Origin of the sequence: Sphingomonas sp. AP4-R1 (assembly GCF_013113735.1) — a bacterium.
Taxonomy (GTDB): Bacteria; Pseudomonadota; Alphaproteobacteria; order Sphingomonadales; family Sphingomonadaceae; genus Sphingomonas_I.
The window spans coordinates 5,214,240-5,232,479 of sequence record NZ_CP053346.1 but is presented as its reverse complement, the minus strand read 5'-3'; the positions used below and the strand labels follow the sequence as shown (position 1 = coordinate 5,232,479).

Genomic DNA, 18,240 nt, shown 5'->3' with positions numbered 1-18,240 from the left:
GTGACAATCCTCGGAAAAGGGGTGGTGTCCCGGGCGGTTACGGCCTCAGGCGGCGAAGGATGCCGCCGGTTCGGCGGCCGGGCGCGTGAGCGGAGTGGGTGCGGTCTGCACGCCCAGCACGCTCATGATCGCGCGCGCCGCCCGCTGCGACGAGGGCTCTGCCGTCAGCTCGAAGCTGCGCTCGAACAGGGTGCGCTGCACCGGCAGATAGGCGTGATGCGTGGCGAAGGCGCGGTCCAGCGCTTCGCCCAGCCCGACGGGATCGCCCAGCACTTCGCCCGCCTGCCAGTGGGCGTAATTGGGATCGCCGCGATGCGCGACATCGTGGCTGTTCAGGAACAGGCAGGGCCGCTGCGTGTGCAGGAATTCGTAGATCTGGCTGCTCACGTCGCCCAGATAGAGATCCGCCATCCGCGTGTAGCTCATGTCGGTCGAGGCGCGGCTGCCGAGATCGATGTGGATGTTGGGCGCATCGAGGAAGCGATCCTCGATCAGGCCGGGGCGATCGATGCGGAGCTTGTCGATCGAGACGACGAACGGCCGGTGGAACAGCATCACGTGCGGCGCGAAGATCAGGTTGTAGCGGTCGTCCTGCAGGAAATGCTCCAGCACCTGCCGGCCGTGCTTGAACCATGAGGAGAGGTGCGGCGACGGGTGCGGATTGTAGAGCACGGTCGGCTTGGTCGGATCGGCGAAGGGACTGCGCGGCGCATGGCCCGCCAGCAGATCGAACTTCGGATAGCCCACCACGCTCATACGCTCCGGTGCCACGCCCGCATCGCGCGCCAGCCGGTCCGCGATCTTCGCGCCGGAGACGAGAACATGATCGAAGCCCGCGCTCGCCTTGTTGAAGCCGATCGCGCGATCGCCCGCGCCGTGCCGGGTGTGGATGATCTTCAGATGATCCAGCTTGTACCGCGTCTTCAGCAGCAGCGAGGTCTTCTCCGCCACCACCAGAGCGTCCAGCGAGCGGAAGAAATCCAGATTGTCGCGATAGATGGCCAGCTTCGACACGGGCACCACCGCCTCCAGCAGGCACTTGGCGAGGCGCGAGCTGCGGCGCGTGAGGCCGAGGCGCACGATCTTCATCCGCATGCCGAGCATCAGCGACAGACGCGTCACCTCGGAGGCGAGCCGGGCGTTGGTGACGGCGGTGACGATCTCCGCATCGGGATAATCGCGGCGGAGCGCGACCGCGATGGGCAGCGAATGCGCGACCTGATGGATCTGGTCGTGATTGAACAGGAAGCCGATCTTCATGACCGGTAGACGGGGCGGGCGGCGTCATCCCGCACGATTATTTTCACTCGCCGGCGCGAGCCGGCGCTGCCGCTTCCACGATCCCGCATCAAACTCTAGAGGGGGCGCGTGATGCCGCCGGACGCCCAAATACCCGATTCTGCGCCCGAGACGGCTCTGGCTCCCGTCCCGGGGGCCCTGCGACGCCTGCTCGCCAACATTTTTCGCCTGCTGAGCGGCAAGGCGGCGGCGGGGCTGCTGAGCCTCGTCTATCTCGTCATCGTCGCGCACCAACTGGGCGCGCGCGATTATGGCCTGCTCATGCTCGTCAACGCTTATGCGGTCACGGTCGGCAGCCTCGTCGCCTTCTCCGGCTTTCACGGTGTGGTGCGCTACGGCGCACTTTCGATCGCGGACGGGGACACGGCGGGCCTCGCGCGCCTGATCCGCTTCATGGGCGTGATCGAGCTGAGCTGCGGCGCGGCGGCGATCCTGATCGCCGCGATCGGCGCGCCGCTGGTCGGGCCGCATCTGGGCTGGTCGGTGGAGGCGGAGCGGTTCGCCGTGCCCTATGCGCTGGCGGTGATGGCCACGGTGCGCGCAACGCCGCAGGGCGTGCTGCAGCTGGCCGACCGCTTCGATCTGATCGGCCTGCATCAGACGGTGTCGCCGATCGTCCGGATGGCGGGCGTGCTGATCGTGTGGCTGTCGGGCGGCGGCCTCGTCGGCTATCTGTCCGTGTGGCTGATCTCTTCGGTGGCGGAGGGCGTGGCGATGTGGCTGCTGGCGCTGCCGGCGTGGCGCAAGTTGCTGGCGGGCGAGCCGGTCTTCGGCGCGTGGCGCGGTGTGACGGAGCAGCGCGACGGCTTCGGCCGCTTCATCCTGCTCACCAATTTCGACATCACCTTGCGCGAGCTGGCTCCCAATCTCGCGCCGCTCACCGTGGGCTGGTTCCTCGGGCCGGCGGGCGCGGGCCTCTATGCGCTGGCGCAGCGCGCGACGAACATTCTTCAGCAGCCGGCCGTGCTTCTGTCGCAGGCGAGTTTCGCGATCCTTGCCGAACAGGCCGCGATGCGCGACCTCAGCAGGATGTGGAGCACGGTCTGGTCGAGCACGTTTCTGGCGCTGGGGATCGGCGGCGTGATCGTGCTCGCGCTCGGCGGTTATGGCGAGGTGCTGATGCAGGCGCTGGGCGGCCACAGTTTCCGGGCAGCGGGCATGCTGGTGATTCTGGTCGGCTGCGGCCGTGCGCTGGCGCTGGGCACCGCGCCCGCCGCCGCCGCGCTCACCGCGCTGGGCCGGCCGGGCCTGTCCGTCGCGGTCGCGCTCGCGATCAATCTCGCGCTTTATCCGCTGCTGCCTTTGCTGCTCCACTGGCAGGGGATCGATGGCGCGGGGTGGCATGTGCTGGCGCAGAACCTCATGGCGTTTCTGCTCGTGGCGGGCCTGTTCGCGCGGGAGGCGCGGGTGCGCGCATGAGCGAATCGGGCATCCTCGCCGTCTATCTGCAGGAGCGGTCCAAGCTCGCCCGGTTGCTGGTCGCGCGGCTCGGCAGCGCGGAGGAGGCGGAGGATATTCTGCAGGAGCTGTGGCTGAAGCTGAACGGCACGCCGCTGGGGCCGATTTCCGAGCCGGCCGCCTATCTCTTCCGCATGGCCAACAATCTCGCGATCGATCGCCGCCGCAGCGCCGCGTGGCGCGCGGTGCGCGAGGCGGAGTGGGTGGAAACGCAGCCGGCGGCGTCGGAATTGCCCGATACGACGGATGTGATGATCGCGCGCGAGCGCCTCGCCCACGTGCAGGCCGCCATCGCCGCGATGCCCGAGCGGGAGGCGCGCGCCTTCCGCATGTTCCGCCTGGAAGGCAAGCCGCAAAAGGTGATCGCGGCCGAAATGGGGGTCTCTCTCAGTCTCGTCGAAAAGCTGCTACAGAATGCCTATCGCCGCATTCACGACGCCGGGCGAGAAAATGATGCGGGTCGGCGCGCTCCGCCACGTCTCTTTTCGAAGGAGGACCGGACGTGACACCGTCGAGCGAAGCCATCGTGGATCAGGCGATTGCCTGGCACCTGCGCCTGACGGCGGCATCCGAGGATGATTGGATGCGGTTCACGTCGTGGCTGGAGGCGGATTCGCAGCATGCCGCCGCCTATGACCGGATCGTCACGGACGATGCTTTGGTCGCACATACGCTGGATGTCGGGCATGAGGGGCGCGCGTCCGTAACCCGCGTGGCGGAGCGCAGCGCACGCTGGCAGAAGCGAAGCGGCTGGCTGCTGGCCGGCGGCGGCGCGCTGGCGGCGTCGGTCGCGGCGGTGGTGATGATGCCGTCCACGCAGGACGAAACGGGCCGGCGCGTGATCGTGACGGCCCCCGGCGAGCATCGCAGTCTCACGCTCGCCGACGGATCGCATGTCGAGCTGAACGGCGGCACGGAGCTGGCGGTGGCGGATTCCGGCCGTTCCGCCACGCTGGTGCGTGGGCAGGCCACGTTCAACATCAAGCATAATGAAAGCGCGCCTTTCGAACTGGTTTCTGGTAATGTGGTGTTGCGCGACATCGGCACCGTCTTCGACGTGACGCGGGATGGCGGAAGGCTGGGCGTGCAGGTTGCGGAGGGAGCGGTGATGTTCCGTCCGGACCGGGAGGCGGTGATGGTGCGGCAGGGGATGTCACTGGTATCCAGCGATCGGGACGATCGCCTGGTGATCCGGCATATCGCTCCGGAAAGCGTGGGCGGCTGGCGCGACAATCGCCTGACGTTCCGGGAAACGCCGCTGCGCCAGATCGCGGCCGCCGTGGGGCGGACGACGGGCACGCCGCTCTCCGTATCGGATACATTGGCGGACACGCCGTTCACCGGAACGATCCGGCTCGTGGGTGACGATGCGAAGGATGCGGCGCGCATCGCCGCCCTCACCGGCACGCGGGCCCATCAGGATACAGGCCGATGGATTCTGACGTCGGTGACGGATGCGCCGCACTGATTTCGGACGGCTCGCTTCCTTTTCCCTGATCTGGCTGGCGCCGACGGCCGCGATGGCGGCCGATCCGCGTTTCGCGATCCCGCCCGCATCGCTGGATAGCGCGCTGGACATGTTCGCGGCGCAGAGCGGCGTCGATGTCGGGGCGGCCGGTGCCGGTATCGCGCGCGCGCAGAGCCGGGGCGTGCGCGGCCGCATGCCGCCGGCGCGCGCGCTGGACAAGCTTCTGGATGGCACGGCGTGGCGGGCGGTGGCGGTGCCCGGCGTCGGCTTCCGGCTGGTGCCGCGCCCCGCGCGGCCCGTGCCCGAGCACGTGGCGGCGGCCCCCGTGCCGGCGGCCCCCGGTGATCAGCGCGAGATCGTGATCCGGGCCAACAAATATGGCAGCCCGCTGCTGCGCTATCCCGGCAGCGTCGCGATCCTCGACAAGGGCGAGAACGGGTTTCGTGGCGACGGGCAGCAATCGCTCGCCCAGCAGATCACGCGCACGCCCGCGCTCCAGTCGACCGCTTTGGGCGCCGGGCGCGACAAGGTCTTCATCCGCGGCATCGCCGACAGCAGCTTCCTGGGCTCCAGCGAATCCACCACCGGCATCTATTTCGGCGACGTGCAGCTCGCCAATAACGGGCCCGATCCGAACCTCGTCCTCTATGATGTCGAGCGGGTCGAGGTGCTGGAAGGGCCGCAGGGCACGCTGTACGGGGCAGGCGCGATCGGCGGCGTGATCCGGATCGTGCCCCGCGCCGCCGACCCGAACCGGATCGGCGCGGCACTCAGCGCCAGCGCGGTTGCGACGCAGGGAGGAAATCTCGGCGGCGAGGGCGGCGCGATGCTGAACCTGCCGGTGGCGCAGGGCCTCGTCGGCCTCCGGCTGGTCGGCTATCATGCGGACGAGGGCGGCTATGTCGACGATACGCTGCGCGGCCTCCGCAACATCAACAGGACAAGCACGAGCGGCGGCCGCGCCGCCGTGCGGATCACGCCCGGCGATCATTGGACGATCGACGCGAGCGGCGTCGCCCAGTCGATCAGGACGCGCGATTCCCAATATGGCCTGCGCGATCTGCCGGGGATCGTCCGCCGATCCTATCTGGCGCAGCCGTTCGAGGATGATTTCTATCTCGGGCGCCTCGTCGTCACGAAGGAATGGGACAATGGCGTCACCCTCGTCTCCGCCACGGGCCTCGTGCGCGCCGATGCCGACGATCGCTTCGATGCCACGGCGGTCCCCTCCCTGCCGCTCGCCTACGACACGCACAATCGCAACGAGCAGGTGACGCAGGAGGTGCGCCTCACGCGTCGGGTCGGCATCGGCGGCTGGGTGCTGGGCGGCAGCCTGCTCCACGATCGCGACGTCATCTCGCGCGAATTCGGCTCGCCGATGGCGGAGCGCAGCATCGTCGGCGTCACCAACCGCACCGAATCCCAGGCGCTGTTCGGCGAGTTCACGCTGCCGCTGAGCAAAAGCTTCGCGGTGACGGCGGGCGCGCGCCTCTCGCATGCGCGCACGGACAGCGACCCCTCCACCACGCGCGGCGTGGGCGCGTTCGTGCGCGGGCGCAGCCAGACGCGGCTGGATCCGACGATCGGCTATTCCTGGCTGCTGACGCGCCACCTCGCCTGGTATGGCCGCTACGAGCAGGCCTATCGCACCGGCGGCCTCAGCGTGGCGGCGGGGATCGGCCGGGTCGCCAATTTCGATCCGGATACGATCAGCGTGATCGAGACGGGCCTGCGGCTGGAGCGGGTGGGCGAGCGCGGCCTCTCCGGGTCGATCGCCTTTTCGCGTGCGAACTGGCGCCACATCCAGGCCGATCTGGTCAATACGCGCGGTTTCCCTTTCACCTCCAACGTCGGCAATGGCCGGATCATGGGCGTGGAGGCCAATCTGGATTGGGTCCCGGTGCGGCGCCTCCACATCCAGAGCGGCGCGCTGTTCGCCGACAATCGCGGCTTCGATCATCCCGATGTGCCGCCGGGCTTCCGCGCGACGCGTCTGCCCGATACGCCCCGCTTCGCGATGACCGGCGGCGCCGATTACGATATGCCGCTGGGCCGGGACTCGCTGCGCTGGAGCGTGCATGCGCGCTACGTGGGCAAATCCTATCTCGATCCGGTCGCTTTGCTGAACATCCGGCAGGGCGGCTATGCGATGGGCACCGCCGCCGCGAGCTGGCGGCACGATGCGTTCAGGGTGGATCTCACGCTGGACAATGTCACGAACACGAAGGGCGATCGCTTTGCACTGGGCAATCCCTTCGGCGTGGCGAAGGGCGATCAATATACGCCGCTGCGCCCGCGCAACCTGCGGCTGGCGGTATCCTGGGAATATTGAGAGCGTATTCCGGTACTCCGGCAAACGCTGGAGGCCAGGGCTCCGAACGCAGCGCTTGCAACCCTGGACTCCTGCTTTCGCAGGAGTACGGGATGTAGCCTAGCGCGCCGTCGTGTCCGCGCTCGCCTCCCAGCCGCCACCGAGCGCCTGATACAGCCGCACCGACGCCGTCAGCCGATCGAGCCGCGCCTGCACCAGCGCCAGATCGGCGGAGAGCAGCCCGCGCTGCGCATCCAGTTGCTCCAGATAGGGCGAATAGCCTGCGCGGTAGCGATTGGTGGCGAGGCGCAATTGCTCGGCCAGCGCGGTGCGTTGCGCGGCGAGCGCCGTCTGCTGCTCCTGATAGCGCTGCTGATCCGCCATCGCATCCTCCACCTCGCGAAAGGCGGTGAGTGCCGCGCGGCGATAGCCGAAGGCCGCCTGATCGCGCCGCGCCGCCGCCGTATCCGCCTGCGCCTGCAGCCGCCCGCCCTGAAACAAGGGGGCGAGGATGGATCCGCCGATCGAGAAAATGCTGATCGGATCGGGCAGCAAGGTGGAGGCGGCGACGCCCCCGGCCGCGCTCAGCTGGAAGGTGGGCATGAACGCCGCGCGCGCGGAATCGAGCTGGTGATCGGCGGCGACCAGCTGGTCCTCGGCCGAGACGATATCGGGGCGGCGGCGCAGCAGGGCCGCAGGGAGCGACGGCCCCGGCGTCGGGATGGCCAGATCGACGAACGGACGTCCGCGCGCGATCGGCGAAGGCGCGTCGCCCAGCAGCAGGTTCAGCCCGTCTTCCTGCCGCCGGATCGCGAGCAAGGCGATGGGAATGAGCTGCTCGGTCGCGTGATAATCCGCCTCCGCCTGCGCGAGGTCCAGCCGGGGCGAATAGCCGGCATCGGCACGCCTGCGCGCGAGTTTCAGCGAAATGTCGCGCGCCGCCAGCGTATCGCGCAGCACCTGCAGCCGCGCATCCAGCGCCACGAGGGTCAGGTAGCCGCTGGCTGCGGACGAGGCGATGGCGAGGCGCACCGTGTCGCGCGCCGCCCGTGTCGCCAGCAGCGAGGCGCGCGCGGCGGCGCTGGCGCTGCGGAGCCGGCCGAACAGATCGGTATCGAACGATACAGAGAGTTGCGCCTGCCCGGCCGTCTGGTTCGTATCGATGCCGAAGGCGTTGGGCGCGCGCTGCGGCCCGCCCGCGGCGCTGGCCGAAAGCGCCGGAAGCTGCGCGCCCCGCGCCAGCGCGAACTGGGCGCGCGCCTCCTCCACGCGCGAGACGGCGATGGCGAGGTCGAGATTGCGATCCAGCGCGCGTTGCACGATCGCGGTCAGCGCGGGATCGTCATAGCCGGTCCACCACTGCGCATCGATCGGCCGATCGCTCGCGGCGGTATCGCGCCAGCCACCCGGCGGCACGACGGCGGCCGCCTGCGGCGGGGCAGGGCGCGGCCCGGCGCATCCCGCTAGCAGGCACGCGATCACCAAAGCGGGAACCGCCCTCATCGCTCGACGCGCGCCTCGACCGACATGCCCGGCCGCAGTTTCGCCGCGAGCGGCTGATCCCGATCGATCAGGATGCGGACGCCGATGCGCTGCGGCACCTTCACGAAATTGCCCGTCGCATTGTCGGGTTTCAACACCGCGAATTCGGATCCGGCGGCGGGCGAGATGTGCTGGACATGACCCGTCAGCGCGGCCCCGCCCAGCGCATCCACCCACACGCGCGCGGCTTGTCCCTCGGCTATACCGCGCGTCTGCACTTCCTTGAAATTGGCGATCACCCAGTGATCGGGCGGCACCAACGTCATCAGCTGCGTGCCGTTCGTCACATATTGGCCCAGCCGCACGCCTATCTCGCCCAATTGGCCGCCCTCGGGCGCGCGGATCATGGTGTTCGAAAGGTCGATCTCGGCCAGTCGCAATTGCGCCTTGGCCGCCATCACCTGCGCCACCAGACTGTCGCGATTGACGTCGACGGTGCGGATGTCCTGCCGCGCGATCTCGCCCGAGGCGTTGGCCTGCCGCACCTGCGCCTCGGCCTGTGCGAGCGCCGCCAGCGTCTGGTCGCGTTCGCGGATCGAGATGGAGCCGTCGCTGGCGAGGTCGCGTGCCCGCGCCATGTCCGCCCGCGCGCGCAGCAGTTGCGCGTCGGCGCTGGCGACGCCGGCCGTCTGGCTGACGAGGCTCGCTTCGCGCGACGCGCGCGACTGGCGATAATTGGCGAGCTGCGCCTCGGCCGAGGCGACGTTGGCGCGCGCCTGCGCCACCCGTGCGCGATAGATGCGGTCGTCGATCCGCACCAATACGGCCCCCGGCGGCACGGCCTGATAATCGCGCACCCGCACGTCCCACACATAGCCGCTCACCTGCGGCGCGATCACGGTCGGCCGCCCGCGCACATAGGCATTCTCGGTGGTCACGCTGTTTCCCTGGAAGGGCAGCAGGCGCCACACGGAGAGGATCGCGATGATCGCGGCCAGCGCGATCGCGATCACGATCGCCACCACCAGCGGGCCATGCCTGGCCGGCCGCCACATGGAGGGCGTCGTGGGTGCGACCGGCGGCGGAGGGGACGCAGCGGTGTCGGTCATGCGGTGGCCTTCTTCTGCGCGTCGAGGCGTTGGACGACGAGGATGCGGATCGCGAGATAGACGGCGTTGGCGAGTGCGATCAGCGCCACCGCGCGGAACACGTCGGCGAAGGCGAGCAGATTGGCCTCGCGCGCCAGCGCCTGCGAGAGCAGCGCGCCGCCCTGCGCCGTCCGCTGCGCGGGATCGACGATCACGCCGCTCACCGCCGCCGCGCCCGCCTGCAGCCGCTGCACCACGATCGGATTGCCCGCGTCCAGATATTGCGAGAGCATCGCGGTGTAATAGCGCACGCGATCATATTGCAGGCTGCCGAGCAACGCCGATCCCGCAAGTCCGCCCAGATTCTGTGTCGCGCTGAACAGCACGACGAAGGTGACGAGATATTCCGGCCCGCGCTGCAGCACGCGCAAAATGCCGAACAGCAGGGACGGGCCGATGAAGAGCGTCGTGCCGAACGCGATCAGCATCTGGCTGGCATAAAGCTGGGGCGGGCGGGTGAGGTTGCTCACATCGGTATCCATCCACGCGCCCAGCGCAATGCAAAGCGATGCCGCCATGATCTGCAGCGGAATACGATCGGGCTTCAGCGTCAGCGCGGCGACGACAACACCTGCGATCATCGCCAGCACCACCAGCATGAACAGCAGATGGAGCTGGTCGTTGATCAGCCCGCCCAAAGTCAGCAGGCCGACCGAGCCATAGGTCTGCTCGGCCAGCGCCACGCGCACGACGAACGCGATCAAAGCGAAGCGCAGCATATCGGCGGTGCCGATCCAGCGCGTCTGGATCAGCGGGCGCGCGCGGAAATGCTCGAACAGGATCGCCGCCGCCAGCAGCGGCACGGCGGCGGCCAGCGCCACGCCCAGCCACGGCGTATCCGTCCACCACAGATAGCGGCCGACGCTCAGAACGGCGCAGACCAGCAGGAAGCCCGGCACCATCAGCCCGATCGTGATCGCGTCGAACGGTTCGAACGCCTTGGTGCGGTCGGTCGGCGGCACGGGCAGCGCGATCGTGCTCGCCATCACCGCGAGGATCAGCCCCAGCTCGATCAGATGCAGCCCGCGCCACCCGTCCAGCGCCAGCGCCTCCACCGGGATCAGCCGCGCCAGCGCGAGGCCCAGTTGTGGGATGCTGATACCGATCAGCAGCGCCAGTGGCCGCGTCTTGGCGCTGAACACCTGCATCAGATTGTAGAGCGTGATCGTACTCAGCGCCGCCATCGTCATGCCGCACATGGCGCGCGTGAACAAAGCCACCGGAAAGCTCGGCAGGATCAATTGATAGACGACCGCCGCGCCATAGATGACGAGCAGGAAATGCATCACCGCCGGAATGCCGAACTGGATGCGCGCGCGCACGAGCGTGAGGTTCGCGGTCGCGTTGAACGCCACGTAGACGGCGGGAAACCAAGCCACCTGCGCCACATAGAGCCCCATCGCCCCCGCCAGATTAGGCAGGTTCACCGTCACCATCGAATTGACGAGGTTGGAGGTGATGCCCGTCAGCAGCGCGATCAGCGCATAGCCCACGCGGCGCAGCGGCGGATGTGTCGGCGAATAAGGCGAGCCGGGAAAGACCGGCCGCTCCTCGGGAGCGAAGGCGTAGCTTTCGGGGGCTGCCGCGGATGCCATCGCGGCGGATCATGCTGGCGGAAGATGATCCGCGCAATGGTCGATCCACAAATTAGCAACATCGGCTGTCCGCGAGGGAAAGCGGTGCGGGCGACTTGCTAAACGCTCCCCACCCGTTCGTGCTGGGCGCAGTCGAAGCACGGGCTATGAGCGACATCGCCCGAAACACGCCCTTCGACTTCGCTCAGGACGAACGGTGGAATGGAGCGGCCATCCTTGCCATCCGGGGTGCGCCTCTCAGGATGAGCGGTTGGGATGTCTGCCGATCCGTCCTAGGAGGCGCCATGACTGATGCCGCTACCGACACTTACGACGCCATCGTGCTGGGCGCGGGCGCGGCCGGGCTGATGTGTGCGGCCACGGCCGGGCAGCGCGGGGCGCGCGTGCTGCTGATCGATCATGCGGACGAGCCGGGCAAGAAGATCCTGATCTCGGGCGGCGGCCGCTGCAACTTCACCAATGTCGGCACCGTGCCCGAGCGGTTCCTGTCGGCCAATCCGCACTTCGCCCGCTCCGCGCTCGCCCGCTACACGCCGGGCGATTTCCTGGAGCTGATCGTGCGCCACGGCATCGCCTGGCACGAAAAGACGCTGGGCCAGCTCTTCTGCGATGGTTCGGCCAAGCAGATCGTGGCGATGCTGCTGGACGAATGCGCGCGCGGGGGCGTGGAGATCGCGCTGGGCAATCCCGTCTCCGCCGTGGACCATGCCGATGGTCTGTACCGCGTCCGCCACGGCAGCCGCGCGTCGGCCGCGCCCGCGCTCGTGATCGCCACCGGCGGCCCCTCCATCCCGAAGATCGGCGCGACCGGCTTCGCCTACGATCTCGCCCGTCAGTTCGGGCTGAAGGTGGTCGAGCCGCGCCCGGCTCTGGTGCCGCTGACCTTGGGTGGGGACGAAGTGCTGTTCCGTGAGCTTTCGGGCGTTGCGACGGAGGTGGTCGTCCGCACGGGCAAGACCGCGTTTCGCGAGGCGGCCCTGTTCACGCATCGCGGCCTCTCCGGCCCGGCGATCCTCCAGATCTCGTCCTACTGGCGCCACGGCCAGCCCGTGACGATCGATTTCCTGCCCGATCGTCCGTCCGGCTGGCTGCGCGAGGCCAAGCGCGAGGCACCCAGGATGGGGCTCCGGCGCCAGCTGGGCGCGCTCCTGCCGGATCGGCTGGCGGAGACGCTGGCCGAGAAGCTCGGCCTTGGGGGCGAACTCGGCGCGCTCACGGACGGCAAATTGCAGGCGGCGGAACAGGCGCTCGCCGCCTGGCCCTTCCACCCGAACGGCACCGAAGGCTTTGCCAAGGCCGAGGTGACGGTCGGCGGCATCAGCACCCAGCGCCTCTCCTCGCAGACGATGGAGGCGCGCGACGTGCCCGGCCTTTACGCGATCGGGGAGGCCGTGGACGTCACCGGCTGGCTCGGCGGCTATAATTTCCAATGGGCCTGGGCCAGCGGCCGCGCGGCGGGCGAGGCGATTGCGGGGCTGGTGGCGGGTTAGGGGCGCTATTTCATCGCCGCGAGCACCTCATCCACAGCCACGCTGGCGAAGCTCGTGAAATTGTCCGCCACGCCGTAGGGCAGCAGCAGCGTGCGATCATGCACCAGCGCGCCGCAGCTGTAGACGACGTTGGGCACGTAGCCGTCGCGCTCCTTGGGGCTGGGATGGACGAGCGGCAGCTGCATGCGCTTGATCACCTTGGTCGGATCGTCGAGGTCGAGCAGGCAGGCGCCGATGCAGTAATTGCGGACGGAGCCCACGCCGTGGGTGATGACGAGCCAGCCCTCGTCCAGCTCGATCGGCGCGCCGCAATTGCCGATCTGCACGAATTCCCAGAACAGTTTCGGGCTGAAGAATTTCTCGCCGCCATCCCAGTGGGTCAGCTCGTCCGAGGTGAGATAATAGAGATTCTCGTTATCGTGGCGGCTCAGCATCGCATATTTGCTGCCGATCCGGCGCGGGAACAGGGCCATGCCCTTGCTGCCCGCCGCAGCCCCCGTCATCGCGAACAGATCGAAGGCGCGATAGTCGACCGCCTCCACCAGCTCCGATCGCGCGACCGATCCGTTGAAGGCCGTATAGGTGCCCAGCATCCGCACCCGGCCATCCTCCTCCACGAAACGGGTGAGGCGCAGATCCTCGATCCCGCGCTGCTGGCTGGGTGTGACGGGGAACAGCACGCTCTCGGTGGGATCGTTGCTGCCCTCGAAGGTGATGCGCGTATAGCTGCCGTCGTCCTTGCTCATGTCCTTCTGGATGCGGGGCGCCACCGCCGTCTTGCTCGGCTTTCCCACCTGGAAGCCGCCCGCCGGATCCCAGCTGCCGAGCCGGAAGGTGACGGAGGAGAGATGCCCTTCGCCGATGCCGCGCAGCGACAGCACGAAATTGACCCCGCCATCCGGCGCGGTCGACTGATCCTGCGCCAGCGCGATGCTGGGATTGAAGAGAGCGGCGCTCTCGAACGAATATTCCTCGCTGAAATAGGCGCCGATCAGCAAGGCCCGATCGGGATCCACCCCGCCGCAGCCGGCGAGGTTCTTCATATCCTCGAACCGGCGGCGCATCACCGCCTCCACGTCGCGATGCCGTTCGGAAAGGCTGTCGATCACGCGGCGGATTTCCGCCTGCAGCGCGCCTTCCTCCATGGCGATCACGCGCTGGGCGATCTGCTGCGCGCGGGTCGGCCCGCGATGCCCTTCCGGATCGCCGACATCGAACGGGCGGATCACGGTTCGCGCCGGGTCCGGCCGCAGGTGCAGGCGGGAATGGGTCATCAGATCGGTGCCGCGCGTCATGGGCGTTCCTTGAGGATTCGGCCGAAGGGCAGGGGATATCTCGCACCGCAACACACGGGGGGCGGCGAAGTTCATTTCCGCCAAGTGCCGCAACATCCCATGCGCTTACGGCAAGATTGGCGAAATAAGCGCGGCACAAGAGGCTGGCATTTAACGGCTATGAACGCCATCACTGCGGATATGGACCTCGCGACGCGCATCCTGATCGTCGACGACGACGCCGGCATTCGCCGCCTCATGTCATCCTTCCTGGACAAGCACGGCTTCCAGACGGAAACGGCCGCCAATCCGATCGAGATGCGCGAGATGCTCGCGCAGAATCGCTACGACCTGATCGTGCTCGATGTGATGATGCCCAAGGAAGACGGGCTCTCCGCGCTCACCAAGCTGCAGCGGGACGAGGGGCCGCCGGTCATCATGCTCTCGGCGGTGGGCACCGATGTCGATCGCATCGTCGGGCTGGAGATGGGCGCCGAGGATTATCTGGCCAAGCCCTGCAATCCGCGCGAGCTGCTGGCGCGCATCCGCACCGTGCTGCGTCGGCGCGAGAAGCGCGATGGGGCGCCGGTGAAGGAGCCGGAGGTGCCCGAGGGTGAGGCGTTGCGCTTCGCCGGCTGGCGCATCGATCTCGACATGCGGATGCTCTACGATCCGGCCGATCAGCTGATCGCGCTGACGGATGGCGAATTCCGCCTGCTGCGCGCCTTCGTCGAGCATCCCCGCCGCGTGCTGACGCGCGACCAGTTGCTGGATTTCGCGCGCGGCGAGGAGAGCGACCATTATGATCGCGCGATCGACGTGCAGGTGAGCCGCCTGCGCCGCAAGCTGTCCGACGGGGCGGGGGCGGGATCGGGCGAGTTGATCCGCACCGTCCGCAACGAAGGCTATCTGTTCGCGCCGGCCGTCACGCGGAGCTGACGAAAGCCTGCAACATGGCCGTTATGGTCCGAAATCCACAGGCAAATACGGTGGCTTAGCTTGCTCCCCGCATCCATTGGGGGAGACAATCTTGCAACACGATATCGAAGATCATGATCGCGGCCTGGCCCACGATCTCACCGTCATTCGCGATCGGATGATGGATCGCCGTCGCGCGCTCGCCTGGTTCGCAGGGGCCGGGGCGGGCGCGCTCGTCACCGGTTGCGGCGGCGGCAGCGGCGATACGGCCTCCGCCAGCACGGCCGGTACCAGCACGTCCAGCGCCACGACCAGCACGGGCACGACCTCGACCGGCACCACCTCGTCGACTACGACCACGACGACCACGACGACCACGACCAGCGGCACCTACATCGCCGATCCGGCGGAGACGGCCGGGCCCTATCCCGGCGACGGGACCAACAGCGCCAGCGGATCCACCAACAATGTCCTGATCCAGAGCGGCATCGTCCGCTCCGACATCCGCCCCAGCTTCCTGTCCGGTTCCACCAACGTGGCGGCGGGCGTGCCCGTCACGCTGACGCTCACCCTCGTCAACGTCAGCGCCAGCGGCGCGCCCCTGGCGGGCTATGCCATCTACCTCTGGCATTGCGATCGGTCGGGCAATTATTCGCTCTATTCGGCGCCGGCCGAAAGCTATCTGCGCGGGGTGCAGGTGACGGATGCGAACGGGCAGGTGACCTTCACCACCATCTTTCCCGGCTGTTACGATGGCCGCTGGCCGCACATCCATTTCGAGGTCTATGCCAGCCTCTCCACCGCGACGAGCGGGCGCAATGCCCTGCTCACCTCGCAGCTGGCGCTGCCGAGCGCGACCTGCTCCACCGTCTATAACGGCGCGACCGGATACAGCACGAGCATCAGCAATTTCTCGCGCATCACCCTGACCTCGGACAACGTCTTCGGCGACAATACCGCCGCCCAGATCGCGCAGCAGACTCCGACGATGACGGGCAGCGTCGCTGACGGCTATGTGGCGACGGCCGTGATCGGCATCGCGCGGTAGATCCGGTTCAGCTGTGCTGAACCAGCGCGGCACCGGCCCGCACCCCCACCCGACCTCCCAAACAGAGTATCCTTGATGGGAGGTCGGGTGGGGGTGCGGGCCGGTGCCGCCATCCGCGTGAGCGGCTCAAAGTCTAATCGCCTTCCTTCACCGGCGGCATCACGCTGCACAGGTCGATCGCGCCGGCCGGGCGGACGTAGAAATCGTCCTTCCGGTTGGCGCGGACCTTCACCCAGGCGGCGAAGGCGGGGCTGGCCGTATCCAGCACGCGCACGTGCGGGCGCTGGGCTTCGGGCAGGTCGCTCGCCAGCCGCGCCGACAGGATCGGCAGCCGCTCGCCCTCGGTCTTGTAGAAGCCCATCGCCTCGCTGCCGCGCGGCAGCGCCGTCATCCCCTCGATCCCGGTCAGCACGCGGCCGACCAGCGCGATGTTGCGATCCAGCGCGCGTGGCGCATGGCCGATGATCGCGTAAAGCTCGGCTCCGCTGCCCGTCGACGGCGCATTGCCGCGCCCGACGCCGACCATGCCATAGCAATGGGTGAGCCACGCCTGCCCGCCATCTTCCGCCACCGGCCAGCCGGACACGAATCCGGTCCTGTCGGCAAACGTGTCGCGATAGGGATGCTCGGTGAGGGCCAGCCCCGCCGCGCTGCGCTCATATTCGGCGGGCGGATCGGCTGGCACGCCGGCCGGCAGCGGCTTCTTCTCGGTCGGATCACCCCACTGGACGACATAATTGTCCTGCACCCGCTCGATCCACAGCCCATCATACCAATGCGCGCGGGCGAGCGTCCGGATGCTGGCGACATGGACGGGCGCGAAATCGGGCGCGAGCGCGATCACCACGCGCTTGCCCCCCGCCAGATCCATCACCAGCAGATCGTCGGGCGCGGGCGCCACCCAGGCCGAGGCCGGCGCCTCGGCCAGCACGGAGGCGGGCGTGACCGGGGCGGCCGCGCCGCCATTCCCGGCGAAAAGGGCGAGCGCGGTGGCGGCGGAAAGAAAGAATGATCGCATTCGCGGAGACTGCCACGGCAAGGCGGCTTGCGAAAGCCGCCCGCTCGCATTAGGGCGCCCGCTTCCAGAGCAATGCGGAGCGGTGGCCGAGTGGTCGAAGGCGCTCGCCTGGAAAGTGAGTATACGGCAAAACCGTATCGAGGGTTCGAATCCCTCCCGCTCCGCCAAGGACCATTCCACAGGGGTCCGCAAAAGACCATTGGTCTCGACTTTTTCCTCCTGATTACCGACGCTTAGCAGACCGGTTCGGCCTCGGCCGTCCATGCCCGTCCATGCCCATCCGACGAATCGGAGGGACGAAAACGAGGTACGCGCGGTCGAAAAACGAGGTATTTTCGGAGACCGAACCATGCTTACCGATGCCAGGGTGCGGACGGCCAAACCACGCCCCAAAGTTTATAAATTGTCTGACGCCAATCGTCTCGTTCTGATGGTCACCCCCAGCGGCGGCAAGCTGTGGCGCTGGAACTATGAGTATGACGGTAAGAACAAGACGATGGCGTTGGGAGCCTATCCGCTCGTGTCGTTGGCGGATGCGCGGGAAAAGCGCGACGCGGCCTATGTCATGCTGTGCGAAGGTCACGATCCCAATGTCGTGAAGCGGCTGAAGGTCGAGGCGAACATCGAGGCTTCGCGCCAGACGTTCGAGCGGGTGGCCCGCGAGTGGCATGGAAATGCCAAGGCCCAGTGGGCCACGATCCATGCCAGCGACATTATCCGGAGCCTTGAGCGCGATGTCTTTGCAACCATCGGCGCCCTGCCGATCGCGCAGCTTACGCCGCCGCTGATCCTCGGCGTCCTACGAGAGATCGAGGCACGAGGTGCCATCGAAACCGCAAAGCGCGTGCGCCAGCGCATCTCGGCCGTGTTCGTCTACGCCATTGCCCAAGGGATCGCGAGCAGCGACCCCGCCGAAAAACTCGGTGCCGTGCTCAAACCACTCCGCAAGGGCCGGCAGCCGGCGATCACCGACATCGGGCCATTGCGCACCATGATCCGGCTCGCTGAGGCAGACAACGCCAGGCCGATCACGCGGCTCGGCTTGAGGATGCTGGCGCTCACGGCTGTCAGGCCAAGCGAATTGCGCGGCGCGCATTGGGCGGAGTTCGAGGACCTTGATGGCAAGCTGCCGCTGTGGCGGATCCCCTCGGCCCGGATGAAAGGTGACCTCGAACGAAAGCATGAAGTCGGTGGCGATCACCTCGTTCCGCTCACGCCACAGGCTGTTTCTGTCCTGCGGGCGATCTGGCCGCTGACCGGGGAGGGGCCGCTGGTCTTTCCGAGCAACCGTCATGCACATCGCCCGATGAGCGAGAATGCGATCGGCTACCTGCTCCACCGGGCCGGCTATCACGGGCATCATGTGCCGCACGGATTTCGCGCAGCTTTCTCCACGATCATGAATGAATGGACCGAGCGACATGGCGATCCCCATGACCGCAAGGTGATTGATCTGATGCTCGCCCACGTCCCCAAGGACAAAGTCGAGGGCGCCTATAACCGTGCCGCCTATATGCCGCGACGACGCGAACTCGCCGCCATCTGGGCTGATATGCTCAGCGACGGTCTGAGCGATCCGGCGGCTTTGATCGATCGGCCCGTGAAAGAGGTTCGCTTCCACTCGCGGCGCAGATTGCAGCCTCCGGTCGAGACCGATTTCCGCTTTCCTGTTCAGCGCCGTGTCGCACGGCGGTCGTGACTGGACGATTGGTAACGTATATGTTACTTAAA

Annotated in this window: 14 protein-coding genes and 1 tRNA gene; 9 read left to right on the top strand and 6 right to left on the bottom strand. The window is 67.7% G+C overall.

Annotated features, from left to right (window positions below):
* Positions 1-45 precede the first annotated feature (45 nt).
* Complete coding sequence (locus HL653_RS23705) at positions 46-1,260, bottom strand: hypothetical protein (protein WP_253717381.1); 1,215 nt, start codon at positions 1,258-1,260, stop codon at positions 46-48.
* 111 nt (positions 1,261-1,371) lie between these two features.
* Here HL653_RS23705 and HL653_RS23700 point away from each other — a divergent pair, with 111 nt between their 5' ends.
* Genes HL653_RS23700 through HL653_RS23685 form a run of 4 tightly spaced genes read left to right on the top strand, consistent with a single transcriptional unit; the run spans position 1,372 to position 6,557 of the window.
* A complete protein-coding gene (locus tag HL653_RS23700) occupies positions 1,372-2,718 on the top strand; it encodes a lipopolysaccharide biosynthesis protein (RefSeq protein WP_253717379.1) in 1,347 nt (448 codons plus the stop codon).
* Positions 2,715-3,263: an RNA polymerase sigma factor gene (locus tag HL653_RS23695; RefSeq protein ID WP_171746667.1), complete on the top strand. Its 549-nt coding sequence runs from the start codon at positions 2,715-2,717 to the stop codon at positions 3,261-3,263. The genes HL653_RS23700 and HL653_RS23695 overlap by 4 nt, the downstream gene beginning before the upstream one ends.
* Positions 3,260-4,225: a FecR domain-containing protein gene (locus tag HL653_RS23690; RefSeq protein ID WP_171746666.1), complete on the top strand. Its 966-nt coding sequence runs from the start codon at positions 3,260-3,262 to the stop codon at positions 4,223-4,225. Before HL653_RS23695 ends, HL653_RS23690 begins: the two co-directional genes overlap by 4 nt.
* Positions 4,212-6,557, top strand: coding sequence for a TonB-dependent receptor (locus HL653_RS23685; protein WP_171746665.1), 2,346 nt, complete (start codon positions 4,212-4,214; stop codon positions 6,555-6,557). The genes HL653_RS23690 and HL653_RS23685 overlap by 14 nt, the downstream gene beginning before the upstream one ends.
* A gap of 99 nt (positions 6,558-6,656) precedes the next feature.
* Here the strand turns inward: HL653_RS23685 and HL653_RS23680 are convergent, their stop codons facing one another.
* The 3 genes from HL653_RS23680 to HL653_RS23670 are packed head-to-tail and all read right to left on the bottom strand — an operon-like array spanning position 6,657 to position 10,761.
* Positions 6,657-8,039 carry an efflux transporter outer membrane subunit gene (locus HL653_RS23680; RefSeq protein WP_171746664.1) on the bottom strand — a complete coding sequence of 461 codons (1,383 nt, stop codon included), beginning with the start codon at positions 8,037-8,039 and terminating at the stop codon, positions 6,657-6,659.
* Positions 8,036-9,073 (bottom strand): HlyD family secretion protein, encoded by a 1,038-nt coding sequence (locus HL653_RS23675; protein WP_253718194.1) that lies wholly within the window; start codon positions 9,071-9,073, stop codon positions 8,036-8,038. The genes HL653_RS23680 and HL653_RS23675 overlap by 4 nt, the downstream gene beginning before the upstream one ends.
* A 50-nt stretch (positions 9,074-9,123) precedes the next feature.
* Positions 9,124-10,761, bottom strand: a complete 1,638-nt coding sequence (locus HL653_RS23670; protein WP_171746662.1) for an MFS transporter — start codon at positions 10,759-10,761, stop codon at positions 9,124-9,126.
* Between the two features lie 284 nt (positions 10,762-11,045).
* On the opposite strand from HL653_RS23670, the gene HL653_RS23665 reads away from it, so the two are divergent.
* Positions 11,046-12,251: an NAD(P)/FAD-dependent oxidoreductase gene (locus HL653_RS23665; RefSeq protein WP_171746661.1), complete on the top strand. Its 1,206-nt coding sequence runs from the start codon at positions 11,046-11,048 to the stop codon at positions 12,249-12,251.
* 5 nt (positions 12,252-12,256) lie between these two features.
* Here the strand turns inward: HL653_RS23665 and HL653_RS23660 are convergent, their stop codons facing one another.
* Positions 12,257-13,546, bottom strand: coding sequence for a glycoside hydrolase family 130 protein (locus tag HL653_RS23660; RefSeq protein WP_171746660.1), 1,290 nt, complete (start codon positions 13,544-13,546; stop codon positions 12,257-12,259).
* A 159-nt stretch (positions 13,547-13,705) separates the two neighbouring features.
* Here HL653_RS23660 and HL653_RS23655 point away from each other — a divergent pair, with 159 nt between their 5' ends.
* Both HL653_RS23655 and HL653_RS23650 read left to right on the top strand, forming a co-directional pair.
* Complete coding sequence (locus HL653_RS23655) at positions 13,706-14,464, top strand: response regulator (protein WP_253717377.1); 759 nt, start codon at positions 13,706-13,708, stop codon at positions 14,462-14,464.
* 91 nt (positions 14,465-14,555) lie between these two features.
* On the top strand, positions 14,556-15,491 hold the full coding sequence (locus HL653_RS23650) for an intradiol ring-cleavage dioxygenase (RefSeq protein WP_253717375.1): 936 nt from the start codon (positions 14,556-14,558) through the stop codon (positions 15,489-15,491).
* Between the two features lie 133 nt (positions 15,492-15,624).
* On the opposite strand, the gene HL653_RS23645 is transcribed toward HL653_RS23650, so the two are convergent.
* A complete protein-coding gene (locus HL653_RS23645; RefSeq protein ID WP_171746659.1) occupies positions 15,625-16,509 on the bottom strand; it encodes a peptidylprolyl isomerase in 885 nt (294 codons plus the stop codon).
* 76 nt (positions 16,510-16,585) lie between these two features.
* Here HL653_RS23645 and HL653_RS23640 point away from each other — a divergent pair.
* Both HL653_RS23640 and HL653_RS23635 read left to right on the top strand, forming a co-directional pair.
* Positions 16,586-16,676 (top strand) — tRNA-Ser (locus HL653_RS23640).
* A 182-nt stretch (positions 16,677-16,858) separates the two neighbouring features.
* A complete protein-coding gene (locus tag HL653_RS23635; RefSeq protein WP_171746658.1) occupies positions 16,859-18,208 on the top strand; it encodes an integrase arm-type DNA-binding domain-containing protein in 1,350 nt (449 codons plus the stop codon).
* Positions 18,209-18,240 lie beyond the last annotated feature (32 nt).